Source organism: Cryobacterium psychrotolerans (assembly GCF_900101115.1).
GTDB classification, from domain to species: domain Bacteria; phylum Actinomycetota; class Actinomycetes; order Actinomycetales; family Microbacteriaceae; genus Cryobacterium; species Cryobacterium psychrotolerans.
Genome location: NZ_FNFU01000008.1, coordinates 42,026 through 66,083 on the forward strand (window position 1 = coordinate 42,026; position 24,058 = coordinate 66,083).

General features: G+C 66.3%; 24 protein-coding genes and 1 tRNA gene. 13 read left to right on the top strand and 12 right to left on the bottom strand.

Translation table 11 applies throughout. From position 1 onward, the window contains the following. Entirely contained in the window at positions 1-1,386 is a 1,386-nt protein-coding gene (locus BLQ39_RS08580; RefSeq protein WP_092323286.1) for a purine-cytosine permease family protein, read from the top strand. A 99-nt stretch (positions 1,387-1,485) separates the two neighbouring features. Here the strand turns inward: BLQ39_RS08580 and BLQ39_RS08585 are convergent, their stop codons facing one another. Then, complete coding sequence (locus BLQ39_RS08585) at positions 1,486-2,952, bottom strand: PucR family transcriptional regulator (protein WP_092323287.1); 1,467 nt, start codon at positions 2,950-2,952, stop codon at positions 1,486-1,488. A gap of 97 nt (positions 2,953-3,049) precedes the next feature. Here BLQ39_RS08585 and pxpA point away from each other — a divergent pair, with 97 nt between their 5' ends. The 8 genes from pxpA to BLQ39_RS15840 all read left to right on the top strand — a co-directional run bounded on the left by pxpA (position 3,050) and on the right by BLQ39_RS15840 (position 11,513). Further along, positions 3,050-3,787 (top strand): 5-oxoprolinase subunit PxpA, encoded by a 738-nt coding sequence (pxpA, locus tag BLQ39_RS08590; protein WP_092323289.1) that lies wholly within the window; start codon positions 3,050-3,052, stop codon positions 3,785-3,787. Positions 3,788-3,880: 93 nt separating this feature from the next. After that, entirely contained in the window at positions 3,881-4,117 is a 237-nt protein-coding gene (locus tag BLQ39_RS08595) for an acetyl-CoA carboxylase (RefSeq protein WP_092323290.1), read from the top strand. A gap of 34 nt (positions 4,118-4,151) precedes the next feature. Then, entirely contained in the window at positions 4,152-5,507 is a 1,356-nt protein-coding gene (locus BLQ39_RS08600) for an acetyl-CoA carboxylase biotin carboxylase subunit (protein WP_092323292.1), read from the top strand. Continuing rightward, the gene (locus BLQ39_RS08605) at positions 5,504-6,397 is read left to right on the top strand and encodes a 5-oxoprolinase subunit B family protein (RefSeq protein WP_092323293.1); all 894 of its coding nucleotides are present in this window, start codon (positions 5,504-5,506) and stop codon (positions 6,395-6,397) included. Before BLQ39_RS08600 ends, BLQ39_RS08605 begins: the two co-directional genes overlap by 4 nt. Further along, positions 6,387-7,352 (top strand): 5-oxoprolinase subunit C family protein, encoded by a 966-nt coding sequence (locus tag BLQ39_RS08610; protein WP_092323295.1) that lies wholly within the window; start codon positions 6,387-6,389, stop codon positions 7,350-7,352. The genes BLQ39_RS08605 and BLQ39_RS08610 overlap by 11 nt, the downstream gene beginning before the upstream one ends. Before the next feature lie 62 nt (positions 7,353-7,414). Further along, on the top strand, positions 7,415-7,603 hold the full coding sequence (locus BLQ39_RS08615; protein WP_092323296.1) for a tautomerase family protein: 189 nt from the start codon (positions 7,415-7,417) through the stop codon (positions 7,601-7,603). Between the two features lie 105 nt (positions 7,604-7,708). Next, positions 7,709-8,593, top strand: coding sequence for a CHAP domain-containing protein (locus tag BLQ39_RS08620; RefSeq protein ID WP_092323298.1), 885 nt, complete (start codon positions 7,709-7,711; stop codon positions 8,591-8,593). A gap of 160 nt (positions 8,594-8,753) precedes the next feature. Then, positions 8,754-11,513, top strand: coding sequence for an Rv1352/Rv1906c domain-containing protein (locus BLQ39_RS15840; protein ID WP_218121504.1), 2,760 nt, complete (start codon positions 8,754-8,756; stop codon positions 11,511-11,513). A gap of 14 nt (positions 11,514-11,527) precedes the next feature. Here BLQ39_RS15840 and BLQ39_RS08630 read toward each other — a convergent pair whose 3' ends face one another. Next, positions 11,528-13,087: a carboxylesterase/lipase family protein gene (locus tag BLQ39_RS08630; protein WP_092323300.1), complete on the bottom strand. Its 1,560-nt coding sequence runs from the start codon at positions 13,085-13,087 to the stop codon at positions 11,528-11,530. Between the two features lie 5 nt (positions 13,088-13,092). Then, the gene (locus BLQ39_RS08635) at positions 13,093-13,827 is read right to left on the bottom strand and encodes a flavodoxin family protein (protein ID WP_092323302.1); all 735 of its coding nucleotides are present in this window, start codon (positions 13,825-13,827) and stop codon (positions 13,093-13,095) included. Between the two features lie 174 nt (positions 13,828-14,001). On the opposite strand from BLQ39_RS08635, the gene BLQ39_RS08640 reads away from it, so the two are divergent. Next, positions 14,002-14,077: transfer RNA gene (locus tag BLQ39_RS08640), tRNA-Arg, on the top strand. 85 nt (positions 14,078-14,162) lie between these two features. Here BLQ39_RS08640 and BLQ39_RS08645 read toward each other — a convergent pair. Further along, positions 14,163-15,362 carry a GAF domain-containing protein gene (locus BLQ39_RS08645; protein ID WP_167738519.1) on the bottom strand — a complete coding sequence of 400 codons (1,200 nt, stop codon included), beginning with the start codon at positions 15,360-15,362 and terminating at the stop codon, positions 14,163-14,165. 139 nt (positions 15,363-15,501) lie between these two features. After that, entirely contained in the window at positions 15,502-15,693 is a 192-nt protein-coding gene (locus BLQ39_RS08650; protein ID WP_092323305.1) for a DUF1918 domain-containing protein, read from the bottom strand. A 104-nt stretch (positions 15,694-15,797) separates the two neighbouring features. Here BLQ39_RS08650 and BLQ39_RS08655 point away from each other — a divergent pair, with 104 nt between their 5' ends. After that, positions 15,798-16,217 (top strand): DUF302 domain-containing protein, encoded by a 420-nt coding sequence (locus BLQ39_RS08655; RefSeq protein ID WP_092323307.1) that lies wholly within the window; start codon positions 15,798-15,800, stop codon positions 16,215-16,217. A gap of 22 nt (positions 16,218-16,239) precedes the next feature. Here the strand turns inward: BLQ39_RS08655 and BLQ39_RS08660 are convergent, their stop codons facing one another. From BLQ39_RS08660 to upp, 3 genes are all read right to left on the bottom strand, one after another. Beyond that, complete coding sequence (locus tag BLQ39_RS08660) at positions 16,240-16,731, bottom strand: MarR family winged helix-turn-helix transcriptional regulator (RefSeq protein ID WP_092323308.1); 492 nt, start codon at positions 16,729-16,731, stop codon at positions 16,240-16,242. 267 nt (positions 16,732-16,998) lie between these two features. Then, positions 16,999-17,691, bottom strand: a complete 693-nt coding sequence (locus BLQ39_RS08665) for a winged helix-turn-helix domain-containing protein (RefSeq protein WP_092323310.1) — start codon at positions 17,689-17,691, stop codon at positions 16,999-17,001. A 501-nt stretch (positions 17,692-18,192) separates the two neighbouring features. Next, positions 18,193-18,825, bottom strand: coding sequence for a uracil phosphoribosyltransferase (gene upp, locus BLQ39_RS08670; RefSeq protein ID WP_092323311.1), 633 nt, complete (start codon positions 18,823-18,825; stop codon positions 18,193-18,195). 32 nt (positions 18,826-18,857) lie between these two features. Here upp and tadA point away from each other — a divergent pair, with 32 nt between their 5' ends. Then, positions 18,858-19,337: a tRNA adenosine(34) deaminase TadA gene (gene tadA, locus BLQ39_RS08675; RefSeq protein WP_092323313.1), complete on the top strand. Its 480-nt coding sequence runs from the start codon at positions 18,858-18,860 to the stop codon at positions 19,335-19,337. On the opposite strand, the gene BLQ39_RS08680 is transcribed toward tadA, so the two are convergent. Beyond that, a complete protein-coding gene (locus BLQ39_RS08680) occupies positions 19,294-20,007 on the bottom strand; it encodes a glutamine amidotransferase-related protein (RefSeq protein ID WP_092323314.1) in 714 nt (237 codons plus the stop codon). The genes tadA and BLQ39_RS08680 overlap by 44 nt on opposite strands. Continuing rightward, positions 20,004-20,966: a cation diffusion facilitator family transporter gene (locus BLQ39_RS08685; RefSeq protein ID WP_092323316.1), complete on the bottom strand. Its 963-nt coding sequence runs from the start codon at positions 20,964-20,966 to the stop codon at positions 20,004-20,006. The genes BLQ39_RS08680 and BLQ39_RS08685 overlap by 4 nt, the downstream gene beginning before the upstream one ends. Before the next feature lie 70 nt (positions 20,967-21,036). On the opposite strand from BLQ39_RS08685, the gene proC reads away from it, so the two are divergent. Then, positions 21,037-21,885 carry a pyrroline-5-carboxylate reductase gene (gene proC, locus BLQ39_RS08690; protein WP_092323317.1) on the top strand — a complete coding sequence of 283 codons (849 nt, stop codon included), beginning with the start codon at positions 21,037-21,039 and terminating at the stop codon, positions 21,883-21,885. Between the two features lie 14 nt (positions 21,886-21,899). Here proC and BLQ39_RS08695 read toward each other — a convergent pair whose 3' ends face one another. Continuing rightward, positions 21,900-22,571: a potassium channel family protein gene (locus BLQ39_RS08695; protein ID WP_092323319.1), complete on the bottom strand. Its 672-nt coding sequence runs from the start codon at positions 22,569-22,571 to the stop codon at positions 21,900-21,902. Beyond that, entirely contained in the window at positions 22,564-24,006 is a 1,443-nt protein-coding gene (locus BLQ39_RS08700; RefSeq protein ID WP_422386353.1) for a TrkH family potassium uptake protein, read from the bottom strand. The genes BLQ39_RS08695 and BLQ39_RS08700 overlap by 8 nt, the downstream gene beginning before the upstream one ends. Between the last annotated feature and the right edge of the window lie 52 nt (positions 24,007-24,058).

The following is a 24,058-nucleotide window of genomic DNA, read 5'->3' on the forward strand; positions in this document are numbered from 1 at the left end:
GTGAACTTGAATTTGACTGGCAGCAACGACACCGTTGAGGCCACGGATGCGCTCTACAGAGAGGGCAACGATGAAGATCAGATGACTCGCGGCTCGCTCTCGATGGCGTGGTACGGCGTCGCCAGCGCGATGTTCTTCGTCTATATCGGGGCCGCCATGGCGATGGCCTACGGCACCCTCAACGCTGTTATCGGCCTCGTACTCACGATCTTCGTCTACGGTCTGATCAACCGGGTGCTCGCCAAGTACGCGATCAACAACCGCACCACCGTGGCGTTGTTCTCGCGCACCATCCTCGGGACTGCCGGCTCGTCCATCGCCACGATCATCTTCGCCCTCGTCGCCATCTACTACGCGGTTTTCGAAGGATCCATCGTCGCCTACGCTTTCCAGACGGCATTCGGCGGTCCGACGTGGATGTGGTACCTGATTGTTGTGGTCTACTCCACGCCGCTGATCCTCGGCGGCGCACGCAAGTTCATCGACAAGCTCAACGGATGGCTCCTGCCCATCTACCTGGGCGGGCTCATTGCCGCCGTGATCTGGGCAGGCGTGCAGTACGGATTCACCGACACCTGGCTCACGCAGCAGGCTGACCTCGCCGTGCCGCTCGCCGTCGGCGGACCCGGCTGGCTGGCCACCTTCGCCGGCTACATGGGCGTGTGGATCATGATGATGTTCACTATGGACTACGCGGCCCTCGGCAAGCGCAAAGACATCAAGTTCCACCAGCGCTGGAGCTTCGGCTGGCTGTTCTACATCGTCGCTTACGGATTCAGCGCAATCGTGGGCATCTTCCTCACCTTCACCATTCCCGGCATGGAGGTCTCGGAGACCGGCGTGGCAGGCGGTCTCGTCTCCATGATGGGCATTCTCGGCCTGATCGTCGTCTTCGTCTCGCAGACCCGGATCAACACCGCCAACTATTACCTCGGTGCAGCAAACCTCAAGTCATTCGGGGAGCGCGTTTTCCGCGTCAAGCTGCCCAACCTGGTCTGGGTGCTCATCTCGTCGCTGATCATCTTCCTGCTCATGTTGCTGCCCATCGTGCAGTACATCCTGCTCGCGCTGGCGTGGCAGGGCGTCCTGGTCACGGCGTGGGTGGCGATCGCGCTGACGCACATTCTGCTGAACCGTGGCAAGAATGAAGAACATGGCATGCTCGGCGACGCGCACTACCGCTCGTTCAACAACTCGGGCCTCATCGCCTGGATCGCGGCCACAGCCATCGGCATCCTCATGCTCCAGCTTGGGGCGATCAACCCGGACCTGGCCGGTGTGGGTGCGACCTGGGGCCCGATCACCACTGCGGTTGTTGCTGCGGTTGTCTACGCGCTCCTCTGGAACGGCACTTCCTCCAGAACCGCGCTCCGCGTCAAGCGGTAACCGCCGCCGCGGCTCACACAGGTGGGGCGCCCTTCGGGGTGCCCCACCTTTTTCATGCGCCCGCCCGTGCCGCGTCGGCCGCGTCGGCGGAGTTCCTGACTAGTGCGTCTCCAGGCCCGCGAGGCGCAACGCAAACAGGCTGGTGGCCTGGCCGTCGACGGTGTCAAGCTGCACTCGGAGCAGGTTCTCGATCTGGCGAAGCCGGTAATTGAGCGTGTTGCGGTGGATGAACAGCGCGTCGCACGTTCGGGACGGTTGGGCGTTATGGCGCAGATACGTGCTCAGTGTGTCGAGGAGTTGGCTTGAGCGTTTGCTGTCATGTTCGACCAGCGGGGCGAGGAACCTGTGCGCGGCTTCACGCGCCCCACGGCCCGCGGTCGCGGTGACGACGGCGCTCAGCCCGAGGTCTGGCGCGAGCTGAGGCCGCTCGATGTGTCGCACAAGGTCGAGCGCGTGAACGACCGAGAGCCGCAACTCGAAGAGGCTTGTGGTGGGTGCTTTAAGTACGAGCGGCTGTCTTGCGTGGATCCGAAGGAGTCGCTGGGCGACCGTGTCGAAGTCTTCCCGCGGCAGCTGCGCAAAGGCGACCAGTCGGCCGTCGAACTCGGTAACGCGCACCGTGTGGAAGGTGTCATGCAATGCGACTCGGAGCTGCCATGACGTGGACGCGAATTCGCCGCTCATGTCGGCGACGAGGAGGGTGGTCTCGGAGCGCCGGTCGAGCCCGAGCGTGTTGAATGCTTTGGTGACGTCGGTGTGGGTCGCTTCTTCCCAGGCCTCGCAAACGGTCACGAGGAGCTTGATTTCCTGATGTCGGCTCGCATCGACGACGACGGAGCGATTGAGCTGCAGCGCGATGATAGACGCGACCGGCCCGAGAAGTGATGCCAGCGGGGTGTCATTATCGGGTTGCCGTACGGCGAGGTGGCACGGGTTGTTGAGCCCCATGGGGAGGGGGATGTTGAGTACTCCTGCCCTGGGCTTCTTGCTGATTCCGGGTGCCCAGGACACGATCTCCGGGTACTGGGCGATCACCGTCCCGTAGGCGTCGTAAACCGCGAGCGGAGTTTGAACCGTGTCGAAGACTGCGGCGAGCAGGGTGACGACTTCGGCGCCCTTGTTCGCGAGCCGCGCGCACTCGTCCGCGAGGGTCCAGCCGCGGTTCACGACAACGAGGCGTTCTGCCTGCATGACACTTTCGACATGCCGGTCCACCTGGAGCGGCGGCACGACGGAGGGGACTTCGAGCAGCGGCACGTCGTACGTGGCGCAGGCGGTGACGAGCCCTGGCGGAAGCACCCGGTGGGCCATCCCCGTCGCGAAAACGATCGCCGAAACGGGCACGTCGGCCAGGCGCTCGACGAAGGCATCCCAGGTTCGTTCTTCGCTGAAGTTCATTCCGATGCCGCTGGTGAGCAGGAGCGAGTCGGGATCGAGGTAAGGGGTTGGATCCATGAGTTCGGTAGGTGAGCAGCCGCTCACTTCGCACTCAAGCCGAGCCTTCGTTGATGGCGTCTGGAGCCGGAGTTGAAGGGAAGGCTCAAGGAGAAGGTCAACAACGCGCATCAAAACCTCATTTTTTGTAAGCCTGCACAAATTTAGCTCAAAGCTTAGGGCAATTGCCTACTGGGAGCGACTCGGGGTGCGGGCGTAGCGTGAGTTTATGCTTCCTGCACAACGACGTTCAGAAATTCTGATTAATTCCGACATGGGTGAAGCGTTCGGTCTCCACAGCTTCGGCAACGACGAGGCCCTCATGGCGTTAATCGACGTGGCCAACGTCGCCTGCGGATTCCACTCCGGTGATCCGGACACGATGGATGCCACAGTGGCCCTGGCCAGGAAGCACGGCGTTCGCGTCGGTGCACACCCTGGCTTGCCCGACCTGGTCGGCTTCGGCCGCCGCGAAATGAAGCTCAACCCCGAAGAGGTTGAGTCCATCATCCGCTACCAGGTCGGCGCTCTCACTGGGTTTCTCGACAAGTACGACATGCCCCTCAACCACATCAAGCCCCACGGCTCGCTCTACGGCATGCTCGCCCGTGACGAAGCCCTCATGCAGGGCGCCGTGAACGTTGCAAAAACCTACGGGGTGCCCGTGTTCGGGATCGCCGGCAGCGCGCACCAGCGCGTGGCCGAGCGTGAAGGCGTCGAATTTGTTGGCGAGCTGTATGTGGACCTGGACTACAACCCGGAGGGTGGACTCATCATCCTTCGCCGCCCCGAGCACACCGACCCCGGAGCAGCCTCAGCACGTGTGCGTCGCGTGCTCGAAAACGGCACGGTTGCCGCGGTCGACGGTACGCTGCTCGAAATTCCCTTCGGCAGCGTCTGTGTCCACTCGGACACTCCCAACTCGCCGGAGGTCGCGGAGGCAGTCCGCGCGGCGCTGCGCGACTGACTGCCTGAACCCACCTGGACCCACCTGGACCCACCGCACGCGAAGCGCCGACAGCGCCTGTGCCACCCAAGATCTCCCAATGAAAGAGAGCACATGAGCGAGAACATCATCTCCCCGCTGCCCGGTATTTTCTACCGCAAGCCCGGCCCCGGCAAAGACCCCTACGTGAACGAAGGTGACACCGTCGAGGCGGGCCAGACCATTGGCCTCATCGAGATCATGAAGCAGTTCAGCGAGGTGCGCGCCGAGACCGCCGGCGTCCTCACAAGGTTTGAAATTGAAGACTTCGGCATGGTCAACCCCGGTGACGTCATCGCCGTGACCAACTAGTGCCAACGATGCACCCTAATCACGGGATTACTTCATGAAGAAACTGCTCGTAGCCAACCGCGGCGAGATCGCGGTCCGCATCATCCGCACCGCCCATGAAATGGGCATCGTCGTCGTCGCCGTCGTCAGCGAGGCCGACAAGACGTCATACGCCGCCGAACTCGCCGACGAAGTTATCGTCATTGGACCGGCGCCCGCCAGCCTCAGCTATCTCAACCAGGACGCCGTCCTCAAAGCCGCCATTGAGAGTGGCGCCGACGCGGTGCATCCCGGCTACGGCTTCCTCTCGGAGAATGCGGCATTCGCCCGCAAGGTCATCGCAGCCGGAATCACCTGGGTCGGCCCGTCACCGGAATCCATCGAACTCATGGGCGATAAGTCCCGGGCCCGTCAAGCCGCAATCGACGCCGGCGTTCCCACGCTTCGCGGCACGGAGGGGGCGCTCCGCGACGGCGACGACATTGTCAGCATCGCTGCCGGAATTGGGTACCCGCTGGTCGTGAAGGCGTCCGCCGGTGGTGGTGGCCGGGGGATCCGCCTGGTCGCAAGCCCCGCCGACCTCGTTTCCACGGTCGGAATCGCGCAGGCGGAGGCGCTCGCCGCATTCAACTCGTCAGACGTCTATTTCGAACTCTTTGTCACGAGAGCCCGCCACGTTGAGGTGCAGATTTTTGGTGACGGGGAAAACTATGTGCACCTGGGCGACCGCGACTGCTCCATGCAGCGCCGCCAGCAGAAAGTGCTCGAAGAGGCTCCGGCGCCCGGGCTGCCGGACCATGTGCGTCAGCTGATGCGGGACTCGTCTGTTGACCTTGCGCGTCAGGCCTCGTACGTCGGCGCCGGGACCGTCGAGTTCCTCTACGATCCCGAGACCGAGGAAGTGGCGTTCATTGAGATGAACACACGGCTTCAGGTCGAGCACCCCATCACCGAGGCGATCACGGGCATCGACCTCGTGCGCGAACAGTTGCGCATCGCCTCCGGCGAGAAGCTCGGTTACTCGCAGGAGGACGTCGCCTTCACCGGGCACGCGCTGGAGTTCCGAATCAACGCCGAAGACCCCAGCAACAACTTCATGCCCAGCCCGGGAGTGATCTCCTCCCTCCACCTGCCAGGTGGTCCAGGGGTGCGAGTCGACTTCGGCTTCATCGCAGGCAACGCCGTGGCACCCTTCTACGACTCGCTCCTGGGCAAAATCATCGTGTGGGCGCCCACCCGCGACCTGGCGATTTCGCGCGCCGAACGCGTTCTCGGCGAGGCGCGCATCGAGGGTGTCAAAACCACCGCAGGACTGTTGCGCACGCTCGTCGCACTCGACGACTTCCGTCAGGTCACCCACCACACCGCTTACATCGAATCCGTACCCGACTTGTTGGGAGTACCCGCATGACGCAACAATCCCAGGCGCGCTACACGTGGGGCGGCGACGAGTTCCTCTTCATTGAAATCGCGGAAGGGATGTCTCTCGAGGCCAACTTCATCTCGAACAGCATCGCGAACGCACTCGAAGCGAAGGCACTGGACGGGGTCATCGACATCTGCCCCGCAAATGCGTCACTCCTGATCCGCTTCAACCCGGATACGCTCCCACCCGCCGAGCTCGAACAGGTGGCGCGTTCCCTCGAGGCAGAGGTGCGTGCATCCACCAGGCAAGTGCTGGAAACCCGCATCGTTGAAATTCCCGTTTGGTACAACGACCCGTACACGAACGAGACCGGTGCGCGCTTTCGTGCCGGCTACCACCAGCGACCCGAGGGCAACGACCTCGACTATGCCGCCGAAGTGAACAATCTTGCCGACGCCGCCGAATTCATCAAGCGGCACCACGAATCGCCCTGGCTCGTTTCCATGGTTGGTTTCGTGGCCGGTCTGCCGTTCCTCTATCAGCTCGTCGACCGCGAGCACCAGCTCGAGGTGCCAAAATACCTCAGCCCCCGCACCGATACCCCCGCCCTGACGATCGGTCACGGCGGATGCTTCAGCTGCATCTACTCGGTGCGCGGCGCGGGCGGCTACCAGATGTTCGGTGTTGCCGCCGCTCCCATCTTCGACCCGGGTCAGGAGCTGGCAGACTTCGCGGACTTCATGGTCTTCTTCAAGCCCGGCGACATCGTCAAGTTCAAGCCAGTCGACGAGGCCGAATACAAGCGCATTCAAGCCGAGGTCGAGGCGGGCACATTCACCTATCGGCAGGCGCCGGTTTCGTTTGATCTGGCAGCGGCACTCGCTGACCCCGAAGGCTACAAGGCGACGCTTCTGGAGGCGCTCAATGGCATTTGAAATTCGAGAGCCAGGCCTCTCCACCACAGTGCAGGACCAGGGCCGGATCGGCTATTACCGTTACGGGATCCCCCAGGGCGGGGCCATGGATCAGTACTCCGCCTCTCTCGGTAACCGCCTTGTTGGCAATACCCCTGCAGAGGCCGTGCTCGAGTGCACCTACATCGGCCCCAGGGTTGTGACGACGACGGATGCCATAGTTGCCGTCACGGGCGCGCCCGTCGACGTGTTCATCAACGGCATGCCTGCCCCCCAGTACGCACGCCTGGCGCTCGCGGCAGGAGACGAGCTGCGGTTCGGCGTGATTCAAGGCGGCACGAAATACTTCATTGCGGTGCACGGCGGCATAGACGTGCCATCGGTACTCGGGTCGCGCTCCACCTACCCGATTGGGGCAATCGGCGGATTTGAGGGCAGGGCGCTCGCCGCCAATGACGTGCTGCCTGTGGGTGCGCCGATTGACAATGGGTTGCCCGTTTTGGCAACGATTGCAGAGGAAGACCGGCCGGTCTTCTCGCGCGATGTGAGCGTGCGCGTCATGCTCGGTCTCTATGACCACCACCTCTCCCAGGAGGGGATCGACAACCTCTTGAACGCCGAGTGGACACTGACCCCGGTTGCCGACCGGATGGGTCTGCGCTACAGCGGCCCGGGTGTCCAGTGGCGGGAGCGCGAACAGCCGTTCGGCGCCGGCCAGGACCCGTCGAACATTGTGGATGCCGGGTATGCCGTGGGTTCGATCCAGATTCCGGGCGGCACCCAGCCGATCATCCTGCACCGCGACGCGGTGTCGGGCGGAGGCTACGCGATGGTCGCCACCGTGATTTCAACCGACATGGACCTTGTGGCGCGGTGTGCGCCGGGCACAAAGACGCGCTTCGTGGCCGTCACGATGGATCAGGCGCTCGAGGCCCGGCACGAACACGCTGCGCAGGTCGCGAAGATCTGGTCGTAGGTCGGCTGCCCCCGATTCTGCACGATGAGCCTGAATTGCCCCAATGCTGAAGGAGATAGACAATGCCGTTCGTGACTGTGAAGGTCTTCGAAGACCGCTTGTCGGATGATGAGTTTGCGGGCCGGCTGACATCGGCGGTGACCGAAGCTGTGGTGTCCGTGTGCGGCGAAAGCTCACGAGAGAACACCTGGGTAGTAGTCGAGGGCGTGCCTCGAAGTCACTGGTCGTTCGGTGGGGAGCGAAAGCTCTAGCTGTCAATCGGAAACCGGCGAGCTACGGACGGCGTCGCGGCCCCTTTTGGGGTGAGCGCGGGCCGTGCGCCTGCTGGCATAGTGGTCAGGGCGAAGGGGGCCACGATGAGCGAACGCGACAGCATGGTCTCCGTCCATGGCGGCCTGTCCCGCCGATCCGTCGTCGCCGGCGGCCTGTCGATGGCCGCGTTCGGCGCCGTCGCCTCGAACCTCTTCGACGGCGACCCGGCCTGGGCGGCGACCTGGCCCACGGTCGCCCCAACGCAGTCCCTCGCGACGGTGGTCGCGACGGCGCGGCTCCAGACCGGCAAGGCGTCCCTGGCCTGCCCGGCGACGGAGGGCTGGTCCAGCCGCTCCACCGCCGTGGGGTGGTGCGATCGATTCGTCAACTGGTTTCTTCGGGCCAACGGGGCGCCGCAGGCCCTCGGCTGCACGGCGCTCTACAAGGCCTATGCCGCCCTCGGGCGCACGGGCACGGTCGCCAATCCGGGCGCCCTGATGTTCATGGACTGGAGCGGCACCGGCACCATGCAGCACGTCGGCCTGGTCACCGACATCGGCGGGGGACGCATCCGCACGATCGAGGGCAATACCACCCCGACCGTTCTGCCGGTCGGTGCGTACGGCAACGGCACCGTGCAGAACAAGGACCGCACGCTCAATCGCCCCAGGAACCAGTGGTTCGCCTACCCGGTCTACCTCGGCTACGACTCGATGACCGGGGTCAGTTCCCCCGGTCAGTCCATTCAAACCCCCATCGCGCAAAGGAACAACGGCATGTCATCTCTCTACTCCACGAAGGACGCAATCGGCACGATCTATGCGCTCGCGGGAGACGGCCGCGGCCGCGCCGCCTGGCTCGAGACCCGCGACACGGCCCTCGCGACGGCGTGGGCCGGGCAGCACGGCGTTGCCGCCTACCTGAGCCCGGGCACGTTCACGGCCTGGAAGGCCAGCTACCTGTCGGCCGAACCCACCGTCGCCGGCTAGACGCGCGGGGATTGCCGGGCTTTTTGGGGGTACTCCGACGCTGGCTCCAGCCCCTCGGGCGTTGTTAGGCTCCGACTCGGGAGTGGGGCCGTGCTCGCGTGATTTCGGCAGCCATGAGCGAATCGGACTTCTGGAATGTCCGAACAACCTGGGGGAATCAATGCTGTCTACTGAACGCTCGACACATGCCACCCGGGGTTCAGCTCGACGGCGCTTTGCCGCCATTCTCGCTGCCGGAGCGCTCGTTGCGGCATCCATCACCGTGCCTGCGGCCGCGTACGCCGAGGTCGGCGCCTCGACCGATCCCGTCGCCTTCGGGGATGTCGGGCTGGAGGCCTGCGTCGCCAACCAACTTGGCATCGGCGCCGGAACCGCCGTCACGCAGGGCGACCTGGGCCTGCTCACAGCGCTCGATTGCCCTGGCGCGGACATCTCCGACCTGGGTCCGCTGCAGTTCGCCACGAACCTGATGACCCTGAACGTCGCCGGCAACGCCATCACCGACCTGACGGCCCTCGCCGGCCTGAGCCACCTCACTGACGTGACCCTGACCGATCAGGTTGTGCCGCTGGCGGATGCGCTCGCCGGCCTCGCTGTTGACCTTCCTGTCCTGGCGGGCGCGCACGGCGAGGCGATTGTCCTTGATGTCTCCAGCTCGTCTGGAACGGTGGGAACCGTCGCCGGCAATGCTGTGACCTGGGCGTGCGCGGGTGCCGGCCGACTGGACTGGCTTGCCACGGTCCCCCTCGGCGACCTGGGAGCGACGACGACCTTCACCGGCAGCATGCTCCAACAGGTCGCTCAGGGAACTGCTCCGGCCTGCGCCCTGACCGCTTCGCCGTCGCCCATCATCAAGGGAACCCCGCGAAGTGGCCAGACGCTGACGGTTAGCCCGGGGTCCTGGGCGCCGGAGCCGATTGCACTGGCCACGCAGTGGAAGAGCGCCGGGGTCGCGATACCAGGGGCCACGGCATCGACCTACGTGGTTCTGGCCACGGATGCCGGAAAAGCAATCACCGTCACCGTGACGGGGTCGAAGCTCGGCTACACCAGCATGGCCCGGACGAGTGCCGCGTTGACAATGGAAAGCACACTCACCGCTTCGCCGACGCCGACGGTTTCCGGCACGCGCCGGGTCGGTCAGGTGCTCACCGCGACCGCCGGGTCGTGGACTCCGACGGTCGTGACCCTTGCCTACCAATGGAAGCGGAATGGTGTTGCGATCCCGGGGGCGACAACGAGCACCTACAAGCTGGTCACAGTCGATGCCGGAACCCAGGTCACGGCCGTTGTGACGGGCTACAAGAGCGGCTACACCACCGTCTCGCGGACCAGCGCCGCCGCCTCGATTGAGAAGCTGCTCACGGCGAGTCCGGTTCCCTCGATCTCGGGCACCGGCCGCGTTGGAAGGACGCTGACCGCCAACCCGGGATCCTGGACGCCGGCCACGGTGACCCTCGCGTACCGGTGGAAGCGCGACGGCGCCGGCATAACAGGAGCCACGGCATCGACCTACGTGGTCGTCGCTGCGGACGCCGGCCGATCGATCACGGTCACCGTGGCGGGCAGCAAATCCGGCTACACCTCCGTTAGCCGGACGAGCGCGGCGCTGCGGATCGAGAAGCCGCTCACGGCTACGCCGACGCCGACCGTTTCCGGCACCCGCCGGGTCGGCCAGGTGCTCACCGCGACCGCGGGGTCCTGGACTCCGACGGTCGTGACCCTTGCCTACCAATGGAAGCGGAATGGTGTTGCGATCCCGGGGGCGACAACGAGCACCTACAAGCTGGTCACAGCGGATGCCGGAACCCAGGTCACGGCCGTTGTGACGGGCTCCAAGAGCGGCTACACCCCCGTCTCACGGACCAGCGCCGCCGCCTCGATTGAGAAGCTGCTCACCGCGACTCCGGTTCCCTCGATCTCGGGCACCGGCCGCGTTGGAAGGACGCTGACCGCCAAGCCCGGATCCTGGACGCCGGCCACGGTGACCCTTGCGTACCGGTGGAAGCGCGACGGCGCCAGTATTTCCGGCGCGACGGCGTCCACGTACACGCTCGTCACGGCGGACGCCGGCCGGTTGATCACGGTCACCGTCTCGGGCAGCAAGTCCGGCTACACCACAGCCTCCCGGACCAGCCCCGCGTTGAAGGTCGAGAAGCTGCTGACGGCCGCCCCGACTCCCACCATCTCCGGCGTGGCTGCAACCGCCAGGAAGCTCACGGCGAACCCGGGGATCTGGAGTCCGTCTCCTGTCGTGCTCACCTATCAGTGGATGCGCAACGGCATCGTCATCTCGGGCGCAACAGCCTCGACGTATGTTCCCTCTGGCCCCGATGTCGGCAAGCGGATTTCGGTTGTCGTTCGCGGTTCGAAGCTGGGCTACACATCGAAGTCGAGGGTGTCAGCGGCGACGGCAGCCATCGTGATTTCCACTGCAATTCCGAGTGACGGCACCTACCGCATGGGCTATGGCCTGTCTGCGGGAACGTATGTCACCCGTGCGGCCACTGCCGGCTGCTACTGGGAACGCCTCTCCGGCTTCGACGGCTTGTTCGACAGCATCATCACGAACGACTACGGCTCCGGTCAGCGCATCGTGACGATTTCCGCGAGTGATGCGGGCTTCAGCACGTCGGACTGCGGCTCCTGGATTCGTTTGAAGGACGCGACCTTTACCCCCAGGACCACGGTGCCGAGTGTGGGGCTGTTCTCGGTCGCGCGCCAGATCATGCCGGGACTTTACTCGGCTCCCGGGGGCGACGGCTGCTACTGGGAGACCCTGTCCGGCTTCGAGGGCGGCTTCGACCCGATCATCGCGAACGACTTCTCCTTCTACGAGCGGCAGATCGTGCGCATTGACTCCTGGGCCGTCGGATTCCAAACTGAGGACTGCGGCGCGTGGACGCGCATCGGTGACTGAGCCACCGTCGCCGGCTAGATCTCGGGCATGAACTCCCGCCAGCCGGCTCGGCGTTCCCCGCGCGGGTCTGATTCGACGCGATCGACCGTGTCGATGATCAACGTCAGCCGTTCGATCTCGGAGTAAGCGGGCCACGCGTCGTTGACCCGGCCGGTGCACGCGAACTGCAGCCAGTGGCGGCGCATCCGCTCGCCCGCGCTCGTGTACGGCGCGAGGCCGCCGAGAGCGGTCATGGTGCGCACGTACCGCCCGTTGAGGCTGTCGAACAGGGCGAACATCTCGATGCCGTGCGTGGCGTCGAGCCCCAGCACGCGCATGAGCCGGGGTGCCACGTCGAACCGGTACACGTGCACGCGTGCGACCCGCGAATGGTGTTCGCCCACCAGCATGCTCGGGTACCAGAATGCGTAGTCCCCACCGAAATCGGAGGCGGGTCGCTTCAACGGGAGCCCCGGGTAGGCGTTCCTCATCGCGTCGTGGGAGCTCGCCGGCGCCTGCTCGAAGATCGCCTGGATGCGACCCGGCGACTTCGGCAGGATGTCCAGCCGGCCCCGAAACACGGAGCCCTCCCGGTCGTTGGTGCCGATGATCAGCGGCACCCGGTGCGCGCGGCCGTGCCGGAACGCGTCGAGGGGCCGTTCGGGCAGGAAGTCGCCGTCCACCACCGGGGCCATGCAGAACGTGCCGGGGGTCGTGACCGGCGTGCGCATCTGCAGCACCAGGCCGGCCCGGACGAGGTCGACCGCGTCGGCCGTGGTGAGCAGGTCAGCCGGCGAGGCCAGGGAATCGTCCCCGGGGTGCAGGGCACGCAGCTCCTCGACGAATTCCGCCGCCCATGCGGCGGTGACCTCGCGTGAGTAGGCGGCGTTGGATGGCGCGCTCTGGGCGATGCCGCGGGCGAACAGGCCGCGGGCGGCCGGTGTCGTCATCAGGGTGATCACGGCGTTCCCGCCGGCCGATTCGCCGATCAGTGTGACGTTGTTCGGGTCCCCGCCGAAGCCGCGGATGTTGGCGCGCACCCATTCGAGCGCGGCCACCTGGTCACGCAGCCCGAGGCTGCTCTCGATCGGGCGTTCCAGCGTCGAGTAGCGGGTGAAGTCGAGGTAGCCGAGCGCGCCCAGCCGGTAGTTGAAGCTGCCGTAGACGACCCTGCCGGTCCGCACGAAGCCCTCACCCTGGCCGGTGAAGTCCTGTGAGGAGCCCACCGTGTAGCCGCCGCCATGGATGAACACCATCACCGGCATGCCCAGACGCTTCCGGGGGATCACCGCGGCGGTCAGCACGTTGATCGTCAGGCAGTCTTCCCCGGACGGCACCTTCGGCGAGGCGCCCCGGAACTGGCCCTTGTAGGCCTGCGGCGCGACGTTTCCGAACCGGGAGGCGTCGCGGATGCCGGGCCACGGAACGACCGGCTGCGGCGCGCGAAACCTCCGTTCACCTACCGGCGGCGCGGCGTAGGGGATTCCCCGCCAGGCGAGTACGCCGCCTGCGCGTGTCCCGCGCACGACCCCGCCGCTGACCCGCACGTCGAGGCGGCTTCGGGGCGGTGACGGGGCATCGACTCTGACCAGCATGGCCGTTACCGATGCTCCGGGTTCGGCTCGAAGCCGAAGCGTTCACCGCTGGCCCAGTCCTGCGGCAGGTTGCCGTAGGCGGGGACGCCGCCGTTGGCCTTGAGGATCGCGGCGAGGTGCATGAGGTTCCAGGTCATGAAGGTCGTGTTGCGGTTGGTGAAGTCGTTGTCCGGCCCGCCCGAACCGGGGTCGAGGTAGTTCGGGCCGGGGCCGATCTCGCCGATCCAGCCGACATCCGCGGCCGGCGGGATCGTGTAGCCGATGTGCTGCAGGCTGTAGAGAACGTTTGCCGCGCAGTGCTTGACGCCGTCCTCGTTGCCGGTGATGATGGCCCCGCCGACCTTGCCGTAGTAGATGTATTGCCCGTCGTCGTTCACCTCGCCTGACATCGCATAGAGGCGCTCGATGATCCGCTTCGTGACCGAGCCGTTGTCGCCGAGCCAGATCGGGCCGCCGATCACCAGGATGTCGGAGGTGAGCACCTTGTCGAAGAGCGCCGGCCAGGCATCCGTCGCCCAGCCGTGCTCGGTCATGTCGGGATGAACGCCCGTCGCGATCTCATGGTCGATGGCGCGGATCGTCTCGACATAGACGCCCTGCCCCCGCATCAGGTTCGCACTCAGGCCGATGAGACCCTGCGTGTTGCTGATTTCCGGGCTCTTCTTGAGTGTGCAGTTGATGAAGAGCGCGCGGAGCCCCGTGTAGTCGAAGGATGCCTGGGTGTTGCGCTTCTCCATCATGTCGTCAGTTTTGCACCGGCCGTTGGAGCCGGATAGGGGTCCGGGAGCGCCTCGGAAGCACGCCGCCAGCGGTCGCCCGGCCCGGCGCCCGCCACCGGTGGACGTGGGAGGGTCCCGTTTCCTGTTATAGTTTCTAAGTTGTCTTCGAGCGTTTCAGCTGGAAAACACGCCAACGCGCCCGTAGCTCAACGGATAGAGCATCTGACTACGGATTAGAAGGTTGGGGGTTCGAATCCCTCCGGGCGCACCACGCGGAAAGCCCCTCCCGCCAGTGTTTCTGCTGGAGAGTGGGGCTTTTTTCCTGCCCGGGCACGTCTGGCGCGAACGCGACAGCGTCAGCCGACCAGCGCCCCGCGTCTCAGCTCGCCCTGCACGGCGAGGGCCAGCTCACGCAGCAGCACCAGGTCGATCTCGCCGGACGGCCGAGGCATCGGATCGAACACGCACAGCGCGCCGATCCGCTCACCGGATGCCGATTCCACCGGGAATCCGGCGTAGAAGCGGATGTAAGGTTCCCCGATCACAAGCGGATTGGCGCGGAACAGCGGGTCCGTCCGGGCGTCGGCCACGACCAGCGGCCCCGGGTCTCGAATCGTCACATCCGAGAAGGAACAACTGCGGGGGATTTCCTGGGGAAGCGTACCGACGTTGGCCTTGTCCCACTGCCGGTCATGGTCGGTCACGGTGAACGCCGCCCAGCGAGTGCCGAACGAGCGCTGCGCCAGTGCGACGATTCGGGTGAAGCGCTCTTCGGGATCCGTGTCCAGGATGCCCAGCCCGTCAACGGCGCGCTGGCGCGCCTCCTCGAGCCCACGGACGTCCTGGGGCGCAGCTTCCGGGGCGGGGGAGGCATCGCCAGGGGCGAGGTGCCCGGCGTCGAGGGGCGCGGCCATCGAGTCGGCCAGGAGCTCGGCCCAATTGCGATAATCCGTGGCCGATCGGAAGCGGCCGGGCTCACCTCGGGCCGCGGCCGTCATGGCGATGAACGTCGTCCGCGGGAGGGTCTGGCAGACCTCCGCTGTCACCCGGTCCAGTGCCGCGGCGTGCCGTGCGCCCACCGAGCCGAGCAGGGAGTCGAAAACGGGGATCGAGCGGATGGGCTGGTTGCCCAACATGAAGATGTGCGTGGTCCGCGAGGTCTCCTGTTCGAGAAGTCGCAGCAACGCCGTCAACTCGCGGCGCCAGACCCGCACCGATGTCAGGTTGAGGGCGTCCCGAGCGCCGAGCGTGATGACGATGGCGTCGAAACGACAGAGCCGGAGCGCCGTCAGCTCGCGGGGAGCCGTGCCGAGGGATGTTGCCGGGCCGGCCGCCAGGTCGACGTCGACGCCCCGCCCGGAACGGGCCGAGAGCGCCCTGGCCAGGGCGCCGGGCAGGGCGAGGTCGTGGCTGAGCACGCCCCAGCCGAGCGCCGGGCCGCTGCCGAAGATGAGGATCCGATCGCTGTCGGTGCCGGGGGAGTGGGCCTGGGGCGCATCCATGGGCCGCGGAATGTCACGGTAGGCCCGTGATCGCGCGGCAACGAAGGTCTTCATGATCGGAAGGCAGACCCACCGCGCCAGTCCTCGCACGATACCCCCTGGAGCCATGCGAACCGGGCGGTTCGACCGAGGCATCGCCGGTGAGACCGTCGTCAGCGAGGGCGCCTCTTCGCTCACTCTACTGGGCGACGAACTATTCGGAGTCTTTGTGCTCGATCAGGAAGTCCGAGCCGGGAAAGACGACGCTTTCGTGCCCCTCGCTGAAGCGAACGAGATAAGGGGGCGCCCCCTCCGCCCCGCGCACCTCAATGATTTCGCCGTGGCGATCCGGCGTTTCCACATTCTTACCGCGGATGATGATCCGGTCCCCTTGTGCTGCGTGCATCGCACCCACCTCCTGGGCGTAAGGGTACGCCCGGACGCCGGATCGGCACAGGGCACATTCTGGTCACCTCTTCCCAGGACATCCGCCGGGTATATTCTTGCGGGATGACTTACGCCAACACGATCGCACTCAACCGTCCCTTCGTCGAAACGGTGGGGATGGTGCGCGAGGCCCTGGGCGCGCAGGGCTTCGGGATCCTGACCGAGATCGACGTCACGGCCACCTTCACCGCCAAGCTGGGAGCGGATGCGGCGGAGTCGGTCGGCGATTACCTCATCCTCGGTGCGTGCAATCCCCCGCTCGCGCACCGGGCCATCACAGCGGACCCCGACATGGGTGTCCTGCTTCCCTGCAATGTGGTCGTGCGCCGCGGTCGGGGCGCGTCCGAAACCATCGTTCAGGCCATTGACCCCGCCACGATGGTGCAGCTGAGCGGCCGGCCGGGGATGCAGGAGATTGCCGACGAGGTCGACGGCAAGCTGCGCGCCGCGCTGGCATCCCTGGCGGCCGCCGAGGGGCGGTAGGCCCGGCTCGCGAGGGCCGTGGCTACTCCCCGGGCCTCGGGTCGCCGGGTAGAGAGAGGCGTTCCTGGGGGCTCCCGGTTCTCAGGCGATCGCACAGGTCGGTGAGTTGCATCAGCTCGTCTTCGCTGAGCGCGTCGCCGATGCGATGGGCGATTGAGGCCATGTGCAGGGCGGCCACCCGGCGGAACAGTGCGAACCCCTCCGTCGTCAGCTCCACGATCGCCCCCCGACGGTCATCCGGGTCACCCCGCTTGCGCAGGTAGCCGCGGGACACGAGGCGGTCAACGAGTCGGCTCACGCTCGGCTGGGTCAGGAGCACGTTCTTGTTGAGCTCACGCAGGCGGAGGCGCCAGTCGGGGCGCCTCGAGAGGGTGAACAGCACGTCGTACTCGTTGAAGGAGATCTCCCGGGACGGGAAGTCCTCGGCAAGCCCCCGCATGATGGCCACCTGGGCGCGGAAAAGTGCCTCCCATGCGCTGACTGCCACGGCTCGATCGGCCACGCGGACTCCCATCCCTGACCTCTAAGGATAGGGACTGAGCCGGGAATCTCGGCGCAGGCTGCGCGCGAAAACTCCTCGGAGAATATCGGGACGATGTCTGGCGCTCGTTACTCATTCGTTATATATTCGGAGTGCGTCAAACGTTTGCTGTGGCGGATGGCGTGAAATGTGATTGCAGGACACTCTTGGTGCAAGGGAAGAGGGTCGGTCGCTTACCTCTGCGACCGGCCCTCAATCACGTTAAGCAGGCCGCGGGCCCAGCGTCAGCAGGTGTCAGCGTCAGAAGATGTCAGGGCTGGGCGTGCTGGCCTGGCGGATGGATACATCCGCGTGGCGGTCGAAGCGGTAGCCGGCGCCACGGACGGTGCGCACGATGTCCTCGTAACGCCCGAGCTTGGCGCGCAGACGTCGCACGTGCACGTCGATCGTGCGCTCGTTCGGGGCGTCCTCTTCGTCCGCGGCCGACCAGAGCGAGGAGATCAACTCCGCACGCTCGATCGTGCGTCCCTCGCGCAGCACCAGGTACTGGAGCAGCTCGAATTCCTTGTAGGTGAGTGACGCGGTCTCGTTGTCGAGGATCACACGCTTGCGGGAGATGTCCACGACGACCCCGCCCGGCGCGCGGTCCGGGTCATCCGCGGGGGCTCGGTGCTGTGCCAGCGCCGCCGGATCCTGCAGGGCGAGGCGCACGACGTCCACGTCCCGGCCGCCGGCGCCCTCGGGGGCGATGGCGACGGCTGCGTAGGTTTCGGCGGTGGGGGCCAGGCCGGCCGTCAGAGCCTTGAGCGCCTCGACGATGCGGTGGAGGCTGGTGCCGGCGGCCGCGGCCTTTGCTTCGTCGATGCCGACGTAGAGCACGAACCCGCGAGCCTGGGTGCCGTCGGGAACTGCTCGGATGCGGGGTGCAGCGGGGGCGACGTCCTGGCGGGCGACGTGGGCCGAACGGGCGGTGTCGATGTGTGCAAGTGACATGGAACAGGTCCTTTGTGATGATGATGCGGGGAACCCGACGCGTCCGTTGCGTGAAATGGGTTCGTAAAATGTGCGGCCGATGGCCGGGATGCGGAAGCCTTAAGGGCTCCGGGGGAGTTCGCTCGGCCGGTGGGATTCAGCTCGGCAGGAACTCGGCGAGGGGGTCGCGTGTCAGCGGGACATTCGGCAACAGAGAACGACGTCGCTGCCGGGCATCATCATGCCGGCAGTCCCAGGGGCCTCGGAGGAGGTCAGGGGGAACGCGTTGGTTGTCATGAAGGTGAGTCAAGCCGACTGTGACGCCGTGTGTCAACTCGGTGACGCGGGATGACCCGATGTGACGCGCATCACGTCCATTGGGCTCCGCGGACGTTCGGAGGATCCAGCACGAATTGCCCATTCGTCAAAGAATCCTCGACGAAAACGAATCTGATCAAAGATTCTCGAAGTTCGTCCCGCAGGGCGTGTCGACCGTCGCAGGTTCTGCAGGATGCCGCGCGGTTAGACCAGGCCGTACAGGCGATCTCCGGCGTCGCCGAGGCCCGGCACGATGTAGCCGAGCTCGTTGAGGTGGTCATCGACGGCGCCGAGCACGATGGTCACCTCGCGGCCGGCGAGGGCCTTCTCCACCGCCGCCAGGCCTTCGGGTGCGGCCAGGATGCAGATGGCCGTGACATCCACGGCTCCGCGGTCGAAGAGAAAGTCGATCGCGGCGATCAACGATCCGCCGGTGGCGAGCATCGGATCGAGAACGAAGCACTGGCGGTCGGAGAGGTCGTCCGGCAGGCGCTCGGCGTAGGTCGTCGGCTGGAGGGTCTCCTCGTTGCGGGCCATCCCGAGGAAGCCAACCTCGGCGGTCGGAAGCAGCTTCACCATTCCTTCGAGCATGCCGAGCCCGGCGCGGAGGATCGGCACGACGAGCGGCTTGGGATCGCTGATCCGCACTCCACGCGCCTCGGAGACCGGAGTCTGCACGGTCACGCCTTCGACGCGCACGCCTCGGGTTCCCTCGTAGGCGAGCAGGGTCATGAGTTCCTCGACGAGAGCCCGGAACAGGGGCGATGGGGTGGTCTTGTCGCGGAGCACCGTGAGCTTGTGGGTGATGAGAGGGTGGTCGGCAACGTGGACTCGCATAGGCTCAATCTACTAGTTGAGAGGAGTTCCGCATGGGTCAGCAGAGCGGCCGGTACGTTGAATGGATGCGGCTGGCCCTCGCCGAGGCCCGGGCGGCACTGGCGACGGGCGATGTTCCGGTCGGGGCGATCGTCGTGGATGCCGACGGACGGGTCATCGGGACCGGCCGCAACGAGCGCGAACTGCTCCAGGACCCGACGGCGCACGCCGAGATCGTGGCCATCCGTCAGGCGGCGGCCGCGACAGGGGACTGGCGCCTCACCGGATGCACCCTCGTGGTGACGCTGGAGCCCTGTGTGATGTGTGCGGGTGCGATCGTCGCGGCACGGGTTCCCGTGGTGGTTTTCGGCGCCTGGGACGAGAAGGCGGGCGCATCCGGGTCGGTGTACGACGTGCTGCGGGACCGGCGACTCAATCACCGGGTCGAGGTCTATCCCGACGTGGACGCGGAGGAGTGCGGGGACCTGCTCAGGGAGTTCTTCGAGGACCCAGCCCGTCGAGCCACTCGCTGAACATGGCGCGGGACGCGTCCTGCATGGCCGCCGAGTAGCGGGCGCGCTCGCGGCGGAGGTCGTCGGCGTCGACGCCCTCGGCGAGCAGTTCGGCAGCGGATGCCGCGAGCCATTGCTCGTGCATCTCGTCGGTGACCTCCGGGTGGAACTGCACGGCCAGGGCCCAGTTGCCGATCCCGAACGCCTCATTGCCGTACTGGGGCGACCCGGCCAGCCGGGTCACGCCGTCGGGCAGGTCGAAGGTGTCGCTGTGCCACTGCATCACGGGCACGCCGGCAATGTGCCGGAGCGGCGAGAGAGCGCCGGCCTCCGTCGGCTCCACCGTGCGGTAGCCGATCTCGTTCGTCGGGCCGGAATAGACCGCAGAGCCGAGGGCGCTGGCCATGAGCTGGGCGCCGAGGCACACTCCGAAGACGGGCCGCCCGACCTCGAGCCTGTCGGCGAGCAGCCTGACCTCGTCGCGGAGAGCCGGGAACCGATCGGCGTCGCCGAGGCCCATGTCCCCGCCCAGGACGACGACGAGGTCCGCGGCCAGCGCGTCGATCCCGCGCACATCGTCCCGGAGCGTGTCGATGTGGAGCACCTCATAGCCATGCTCGCGCAGCACCGGCTCCAGGTTGCCGAGATGGATCGCCTCGTCGTGCCTGAGCACCAGGGCGGTGGGGCTCACTCGAGTCCTTTGATCACGATCGCGTCGGTGGGAGGGTTGGCGAGGTTCGGGTCGACGTAGACATCCGGCTCCAGGTAGATCGCCCGCGCGACCGGGACGGCCTGGCGGATCCGGGCTTCGACCGTATTGATCGCACCGGCGACCTCGGAGAATCGGCTGCCGGCATCGAAGGACAGCTTGGCGGCGACCAGGAGCTCGTCCGGGCCGAGGTAGAGCGTCTTCATGTGGATGATACGCCGGGTCTCCGGGCCGGCCAGGATCGCACTCTCGATGGCGGCGGCATCCTTCGTGCCGGCGCCCTCGCCCACCAGCAGGCTCTTGGTTTCGACGCCCAGGATGATGGCCACCAGCACGAGCAGCACGCCGATGGCGAGGGTGCCGACGGCATCCCAGATCGGGTTGCCGGTGAGGATCGTGAGGCTCACCCCGAGGAAGGCCAGGACGAGGCCGAGGAGGGCGGCGATGTCCTCGAGCAGCACCACCGGGAGCTCAGGGGCCTTCGCGCGACGCACGAACTGCACCCAGGTCTGGGTCCCTCGCACGTGATTCGATTCGATGATCGCGGTGCGCAGGGAGAACGATTCGAGGATCATGGCGACGATGAGAACGACGATCGGCAGCCACGGCACCTCGAGCGGATGCGGGTCCTGCAGCTTGTTGACGCCCTCGTACAGGGAGAAGACGCCGCCGATGGAGAAGAGCACGATCGACACCACGAAGGCGTACACGTACCGTTCCCGGCCGTAGCCGAACGGATGCTCCTCCGTGGCATCCTTCTTCGCCTTGCGTCCGCCGAGCAGCAGCAGGCCCTGGTTCCCGGAGTCGGCGAGGGAGTGCACGCCCTCGGCAAGCATCGAGGATGAGCCGGAGAACGCCCAGGCCACGAACTTGGTGACCGCGATTCCCAGATTGGCCAGGAGTGCGGCCACGATTGCCTTGTTTCCGCCGGATGCGCTCATGTAAACATCCTAGGTCGCCAGCCGTTCCAGCGGCCGACGCGTGACGGGGCCCGGAAAGTAGACTCGGAAGATGACTTCAGCAGACTCGACCACGCTCCCCGCAATCGCCTTCCTCGGCGCCGGTTCGATGGCCAGGGCGGTCCTGGCGGGGCTCCTCAAGCCGAGCGTGAACGTGGAGGGCGGCATCCGCGCCACCAACCGCAGCACCGCGAAGGCCGACGAACTGGCCGGCACCGAGGGCGTCACGGCCTGGGCCACCGAGGTCGACCCGGAAGCCAACCTCAAGGCGGTCGCCGGGGCCCGCATCGTCGTCGTCGCGGTCAAACCCGCCATGGTGCCCGGCCTGCTCACCGAGATCGCCGGCAGCCTCGAGCCGGGAACCCTCGTCATCAGCGTCGCGGCCGGTGTGACGATCGCCACCTTCGAGTCGCTGCTGCCCGAATCGGTGCACGTCATCCGGTCGATGCCCAATACTCCGGCCATCGTCGGCCAGGCGGTGACCGGGCTGAGCGCCGGCACGCGTTCGACCGCCGAGGACCTCGCGCTCGCCACGGCGCTCTTCGACACCGTCGGCGACGTGCTCGTGGTGCCGGAAGGCAAGCTCGACGCACTCAGCACCATCTCCGGATCCGGACCCGCCTACGTGTTCTACCTGATCGAACAGCTCACTGCCACGGCGATCGACAAGGGATTCACGCCGGAGGAAGCGGCGACGATGGTCAACGGAACGTTCCTCGGCGCCAGCTCCCTGCTGGCGGTCTCGGACAAGACCCCCGGAGAGCTGCGCCGCCAGGTGACCAGCCCCAACGGCACCACCGAGCGGGCGGTCTGGGAGCTCGAAAAGGGCGGCCTCAAGTCACTGTTCGACACGGCAACGGATGCCGCGCTCGCCCGGGCCCGCGAGCTGGCGGCCTCGTAGCGGCCGGCCGGCCGTTACGAGCCGAGGGCGGCGAACCGTTCGATGTCCGGCTCGGTGCCGGCCACGATGATGAGGTCCTCGTCGGTCACAACGGTCTCCGCCGTCGCGTACGTGAACGGACGGCCGGGGCTCTTCACCCCGACGACGGTCACCTTGTGCTTGCTGCGCACACCGGAGTCGGTGAGGTTGCGCCCGCGGATGGCCTTGGGCGGATACATCTTGACCAGCGCGAAGTTGTCGTCGAACTCGATGAAGTCGAGCATCCGGCCCGAGACGAGGTGGGCGACCCGCTCGCCGGCCTCCGCTTCCGGATAGATCACGTGGTTGGCGCCGATGCGCTCGAGGATCTTGCCGTGCGACTTCGAAATCGCCTTGGCCCAGATCTGCGGGATCTTCAGGTCGACCAGGTTGGCCACAATGAGCACGCTGGCCTCGACGGATGACCCGACCGCGCAGACCGCGACCGAGAAGTCCTGGGCGCCGATCTGCCGGAGGGCGTCGATGGACTTCGCATCCGCCTGAACCGCGTGGGTGACTCTCTCCGACCACTTCTGCACGAGTGCCTCGTTGTCGTCGACGGCGAGTACTTCCCGCCCGAGGCGGTCGAGCTGGCCGGCCGTGGCCGCCCCGAACCGGCCGAGGCCGATGACGAGCACAGGGGCGTCGTGCTTAATGCGATCAACCAACGATGGGCCTCTCCTCGGGGCGCCTGAAAAGCTGCCTGCTGTGGCTGGCGGCCAACGCCGCCGCGAGTGTCACTGTACCAACCCGGCCCATGAACATGGTCGCCGCCAGCACGTAGACGCCCGCGGGCGGCAGATCCTGGGTGAGGCCGGTCGAGAGGCCGCAGGTCGCGAACGCCGAGATGACGTCGAAGAGCACCAGGTCGAAGGGCTGCTTCGAGATCTGCAGGATGAGGATGCTGGACACCGCCACGGTGGTCGCCCCCCAGAGCACGACGCTCACGGCCAGGCGCAGGATGTCAGCGGGGATCCGGCGGCCGAAGGCCTCCATCTGCGCACGCCCGCGTGCCTCGGCGAAAGCGGCGAGGAAGAGGATGGCCAGGGTGGTGACCTTGATGCCGCCCGCGGTGGAGGCCGAGCCGCCGCCGATGAACATGAGCATGTCGCTGACCAGCAGGCTCGATCCGTGCAGGTCGCTCACGGTGATGGTGGCGAACCCTCCCGACCTCGTCATCACGGACATGAACAGCGACTGGAAGATCGTGTCTCCGGCATTCAACGATCCGAACGTCTTCGGGTTGTCGAATTCGAGCAGGATGTAGATGAGCATGCCGGCGAACATGAGGGCGAATGTGGTCACCAGCGTCAGCTTCACGTGCAGGGACCAGCGGCGGGGGCTCAGCCATCCGTTTGCGAAGGCGTAGATCACGGGGAAGCCGAGACTTCCGAGGAACACGCCGAGCATGAGTCCGCCGAGAAACCAGTAGTCGTTCGCGAACTGGTCGAGGCCCCCGACGTTCGGGCTGAAGCCGGTGTTCGTGAAGGCCATCGCGGAGTAGTAGATGCTGTGCCAGGCGGCCTCGCCCAGGGGGACTCCGTCGAGCAGCATCCGCGGGAAGAGGATCGCGGTGACCACGGCCTCGATCACCAGGGTGCTGATGGCCACCGTCGCCAGCAGGCTTCCGACCTCGCCCAGGCGCACAGCCTGGCTCTCGTTGATCGGCCCGGCGTGGATGCGCGAGGGGTTGGTGTCGCTCGCGGCCATGAGTTTCGCGCGCAGGCCGAGCCGGCGGGAGATGACCATCCCCATGATCGACGCCAGGGTGAGCACGCCGATGCCGCCGATGTTGACGCCGACGACGACGAGGATGTTTCCGAACGGCGACCAATGCGTCGCCATGTCAACCGTCGAGAGGCCGGTGACGCAGATCACCGAGACGGCGGTGAAGAGAGCATCGTGCAGCGGCGTTATCGCCCCGTTCGCCGAGGCGATCGGGAGGGAGAACAGCAGGGTGAAGAGCAGCACCAGGGAGGTGAAGACGAGCAGCGCGAATCGCGACGGTGATTTGCGCACCAGGTCGTCGACGAGGTCCCGAGCACGTCCGTACCACGACGAGTTCAGTGCTGGGAAACGAGTCTCAGACGAGACGAATGGCACCTGTCGCTCCCGCTTCCGTTGTGGCCGTCGACGATATGTCATCGTACCCGTA

What these genes read in the sequence shown, in the direction of transcription:
- BLQ39_RS08630 (WP_092323300.1), bottom strand. Translation starts at nt 13,087, where the DNA reads ATGCTGGTCAGAGTCGATGCCCCGTCACCGCCCCGAAGCCGCCTCGAC.
- BLQ39_RS08600 (WP_092323292.1), top strand. Translation starts at nt 4,152, where the DNA reads ATGAAGAAACTGCTCGTAGCCAACCGCGGCGAGATCGCGGTCCGCATC.
- BLQ39_RS08685 (WP_092323316.1), bottom strand. Translation starts at nt 20,966, where the DNA reads ATGAGCGCATCCGGCGGAAACAAGGCAATCGTGGCCGCACTCCTGGCC.
- BLQ39_RS15840 (WP_218121504.1), top strand. Translation starts at nt 8,754, where the DNA reads ATGCTGTCTACTGAACGCTCGACACATGCCACCCGGGGTTCAGCTCGA.
- BLQ39_RS08620 (WP_092323298.1), top strand. Translation starts at nt 7,709, where the DNA reads ATGAGCGAACGCGACAGCATGGTCTCCGTCCATGGCGGCCTGTCCCGC.
- BLQ39_RS08660 (WP_092323308.1), bottom strand. Translation starts at nt 16,731, where the DNA reads ATGGGAGTCCGCGTGGCCGATCGAGCCGTGGCAGTCAGCGCATGGGAG.
- BLQ39_RS08615 (WP_092323296.1), top strand. Translation starts at nt 7,415, where the DNA reads ATGCCGTTCGTGACTGTGAAGGTCTTCGAAGACCGCTTGTCGGATGAT.
- BLQ39_RS08650 (WP_092323305.1), bottom strand. Translation starts at nt 15,693, where the DNA reads ATGCACGCAGCACAAGGGGACCGGATCATCATCCGCGGTAAGAATGTG.
- BLQ39_RS08610 (WP_092323295.1), top strand. Translation starts at nt 6,387, where the DNA reads ATGGCATTTGAAATTCGAGAGCCAGGCCTCTCCACCACAGTGCAGGAC.
- pxpA (WP_092323289.1), top strand. Translation starts at nt 3,050, where the DNA reads ATGCTTCCTGCACAACGACGTTCAGAAATTCTGATTAATTCCGACATG.
- BLQ39_RS08665 (WP_092323310.1), bottom strand. Translation starts at nt 17,691, where the DNA reads ATGTCACTTGCACACATCGACACCGCCCGTTCGGCCCACGTCGCCCGC.
- BLQ39_RS08645 (WP_167738519.1), bottom strand. Translation starts at nt 15,362, where the DNA reads ATGAAGACCTTCGTTGCCGCGCGATCACGGGCCTACCGTGACATTCCG.
- BLQ39_RS08655 (WP_092323307.1), top strand. Translation starts at nt 15,798, where the DNA reads ATGACTTACGCCAACACGATCGCACTCAACCGTCCCTTCGTCGAAACG.
- BLQ39_RS08595 (WP_092323290.1), top strand. Translation starts at nt 3,881, where the DNA reads ATGAGCGAGAACATCATCTCCCCGCTGCCCGGTATTTTCTACCGCAAG.
- BLQ39_RS08585 (WP_092323287.1), bottom strand. Translation starts at nt 2,952, where the DNA reads ATGCGCGTTGTTGACCTTCTCCTTGAGCCTTCCCTTCAACTCCGGCTC.
- BLQ39_RS08605 (WP_092323293.1), top strand. Translation starts at nt 5,504, where the DNA reads ATGACGCAACAATCCCAGGCGCGCTACACGTGGGGCGGCGACGAGTTC.
- tadA (WP_092323313.1), top strand. Translation starts at nt 18,858, where the DNA reads ATGGGTCAGCAGAGCGGCCGGTACGTTGAATGGATGCGGCTGGCCCTC.
- BLQ39_RS08635 (WP_092323302.1), bottom strand. Translation starts at nt 13,827, where the DNA reads ATGATGGAGAAGCGCAACACCCAGGCATCCTTCGACTACACGGGGCTC.
- upp (WP_092323311.1), bottom strand. Translation starts at nt 18,825, where the DNA reads ATGCGAGTCCACGTTGCCGACCACCCTCTCATCACCCACAAGCTCACG.
- proC (WP_092323317.1), top strand. Translation starts at nt 21,037, where the DNA reads ATGACTTCAGCAGACTCGACCACGCTCCCCGCAATCGCCTTCCTCGGC.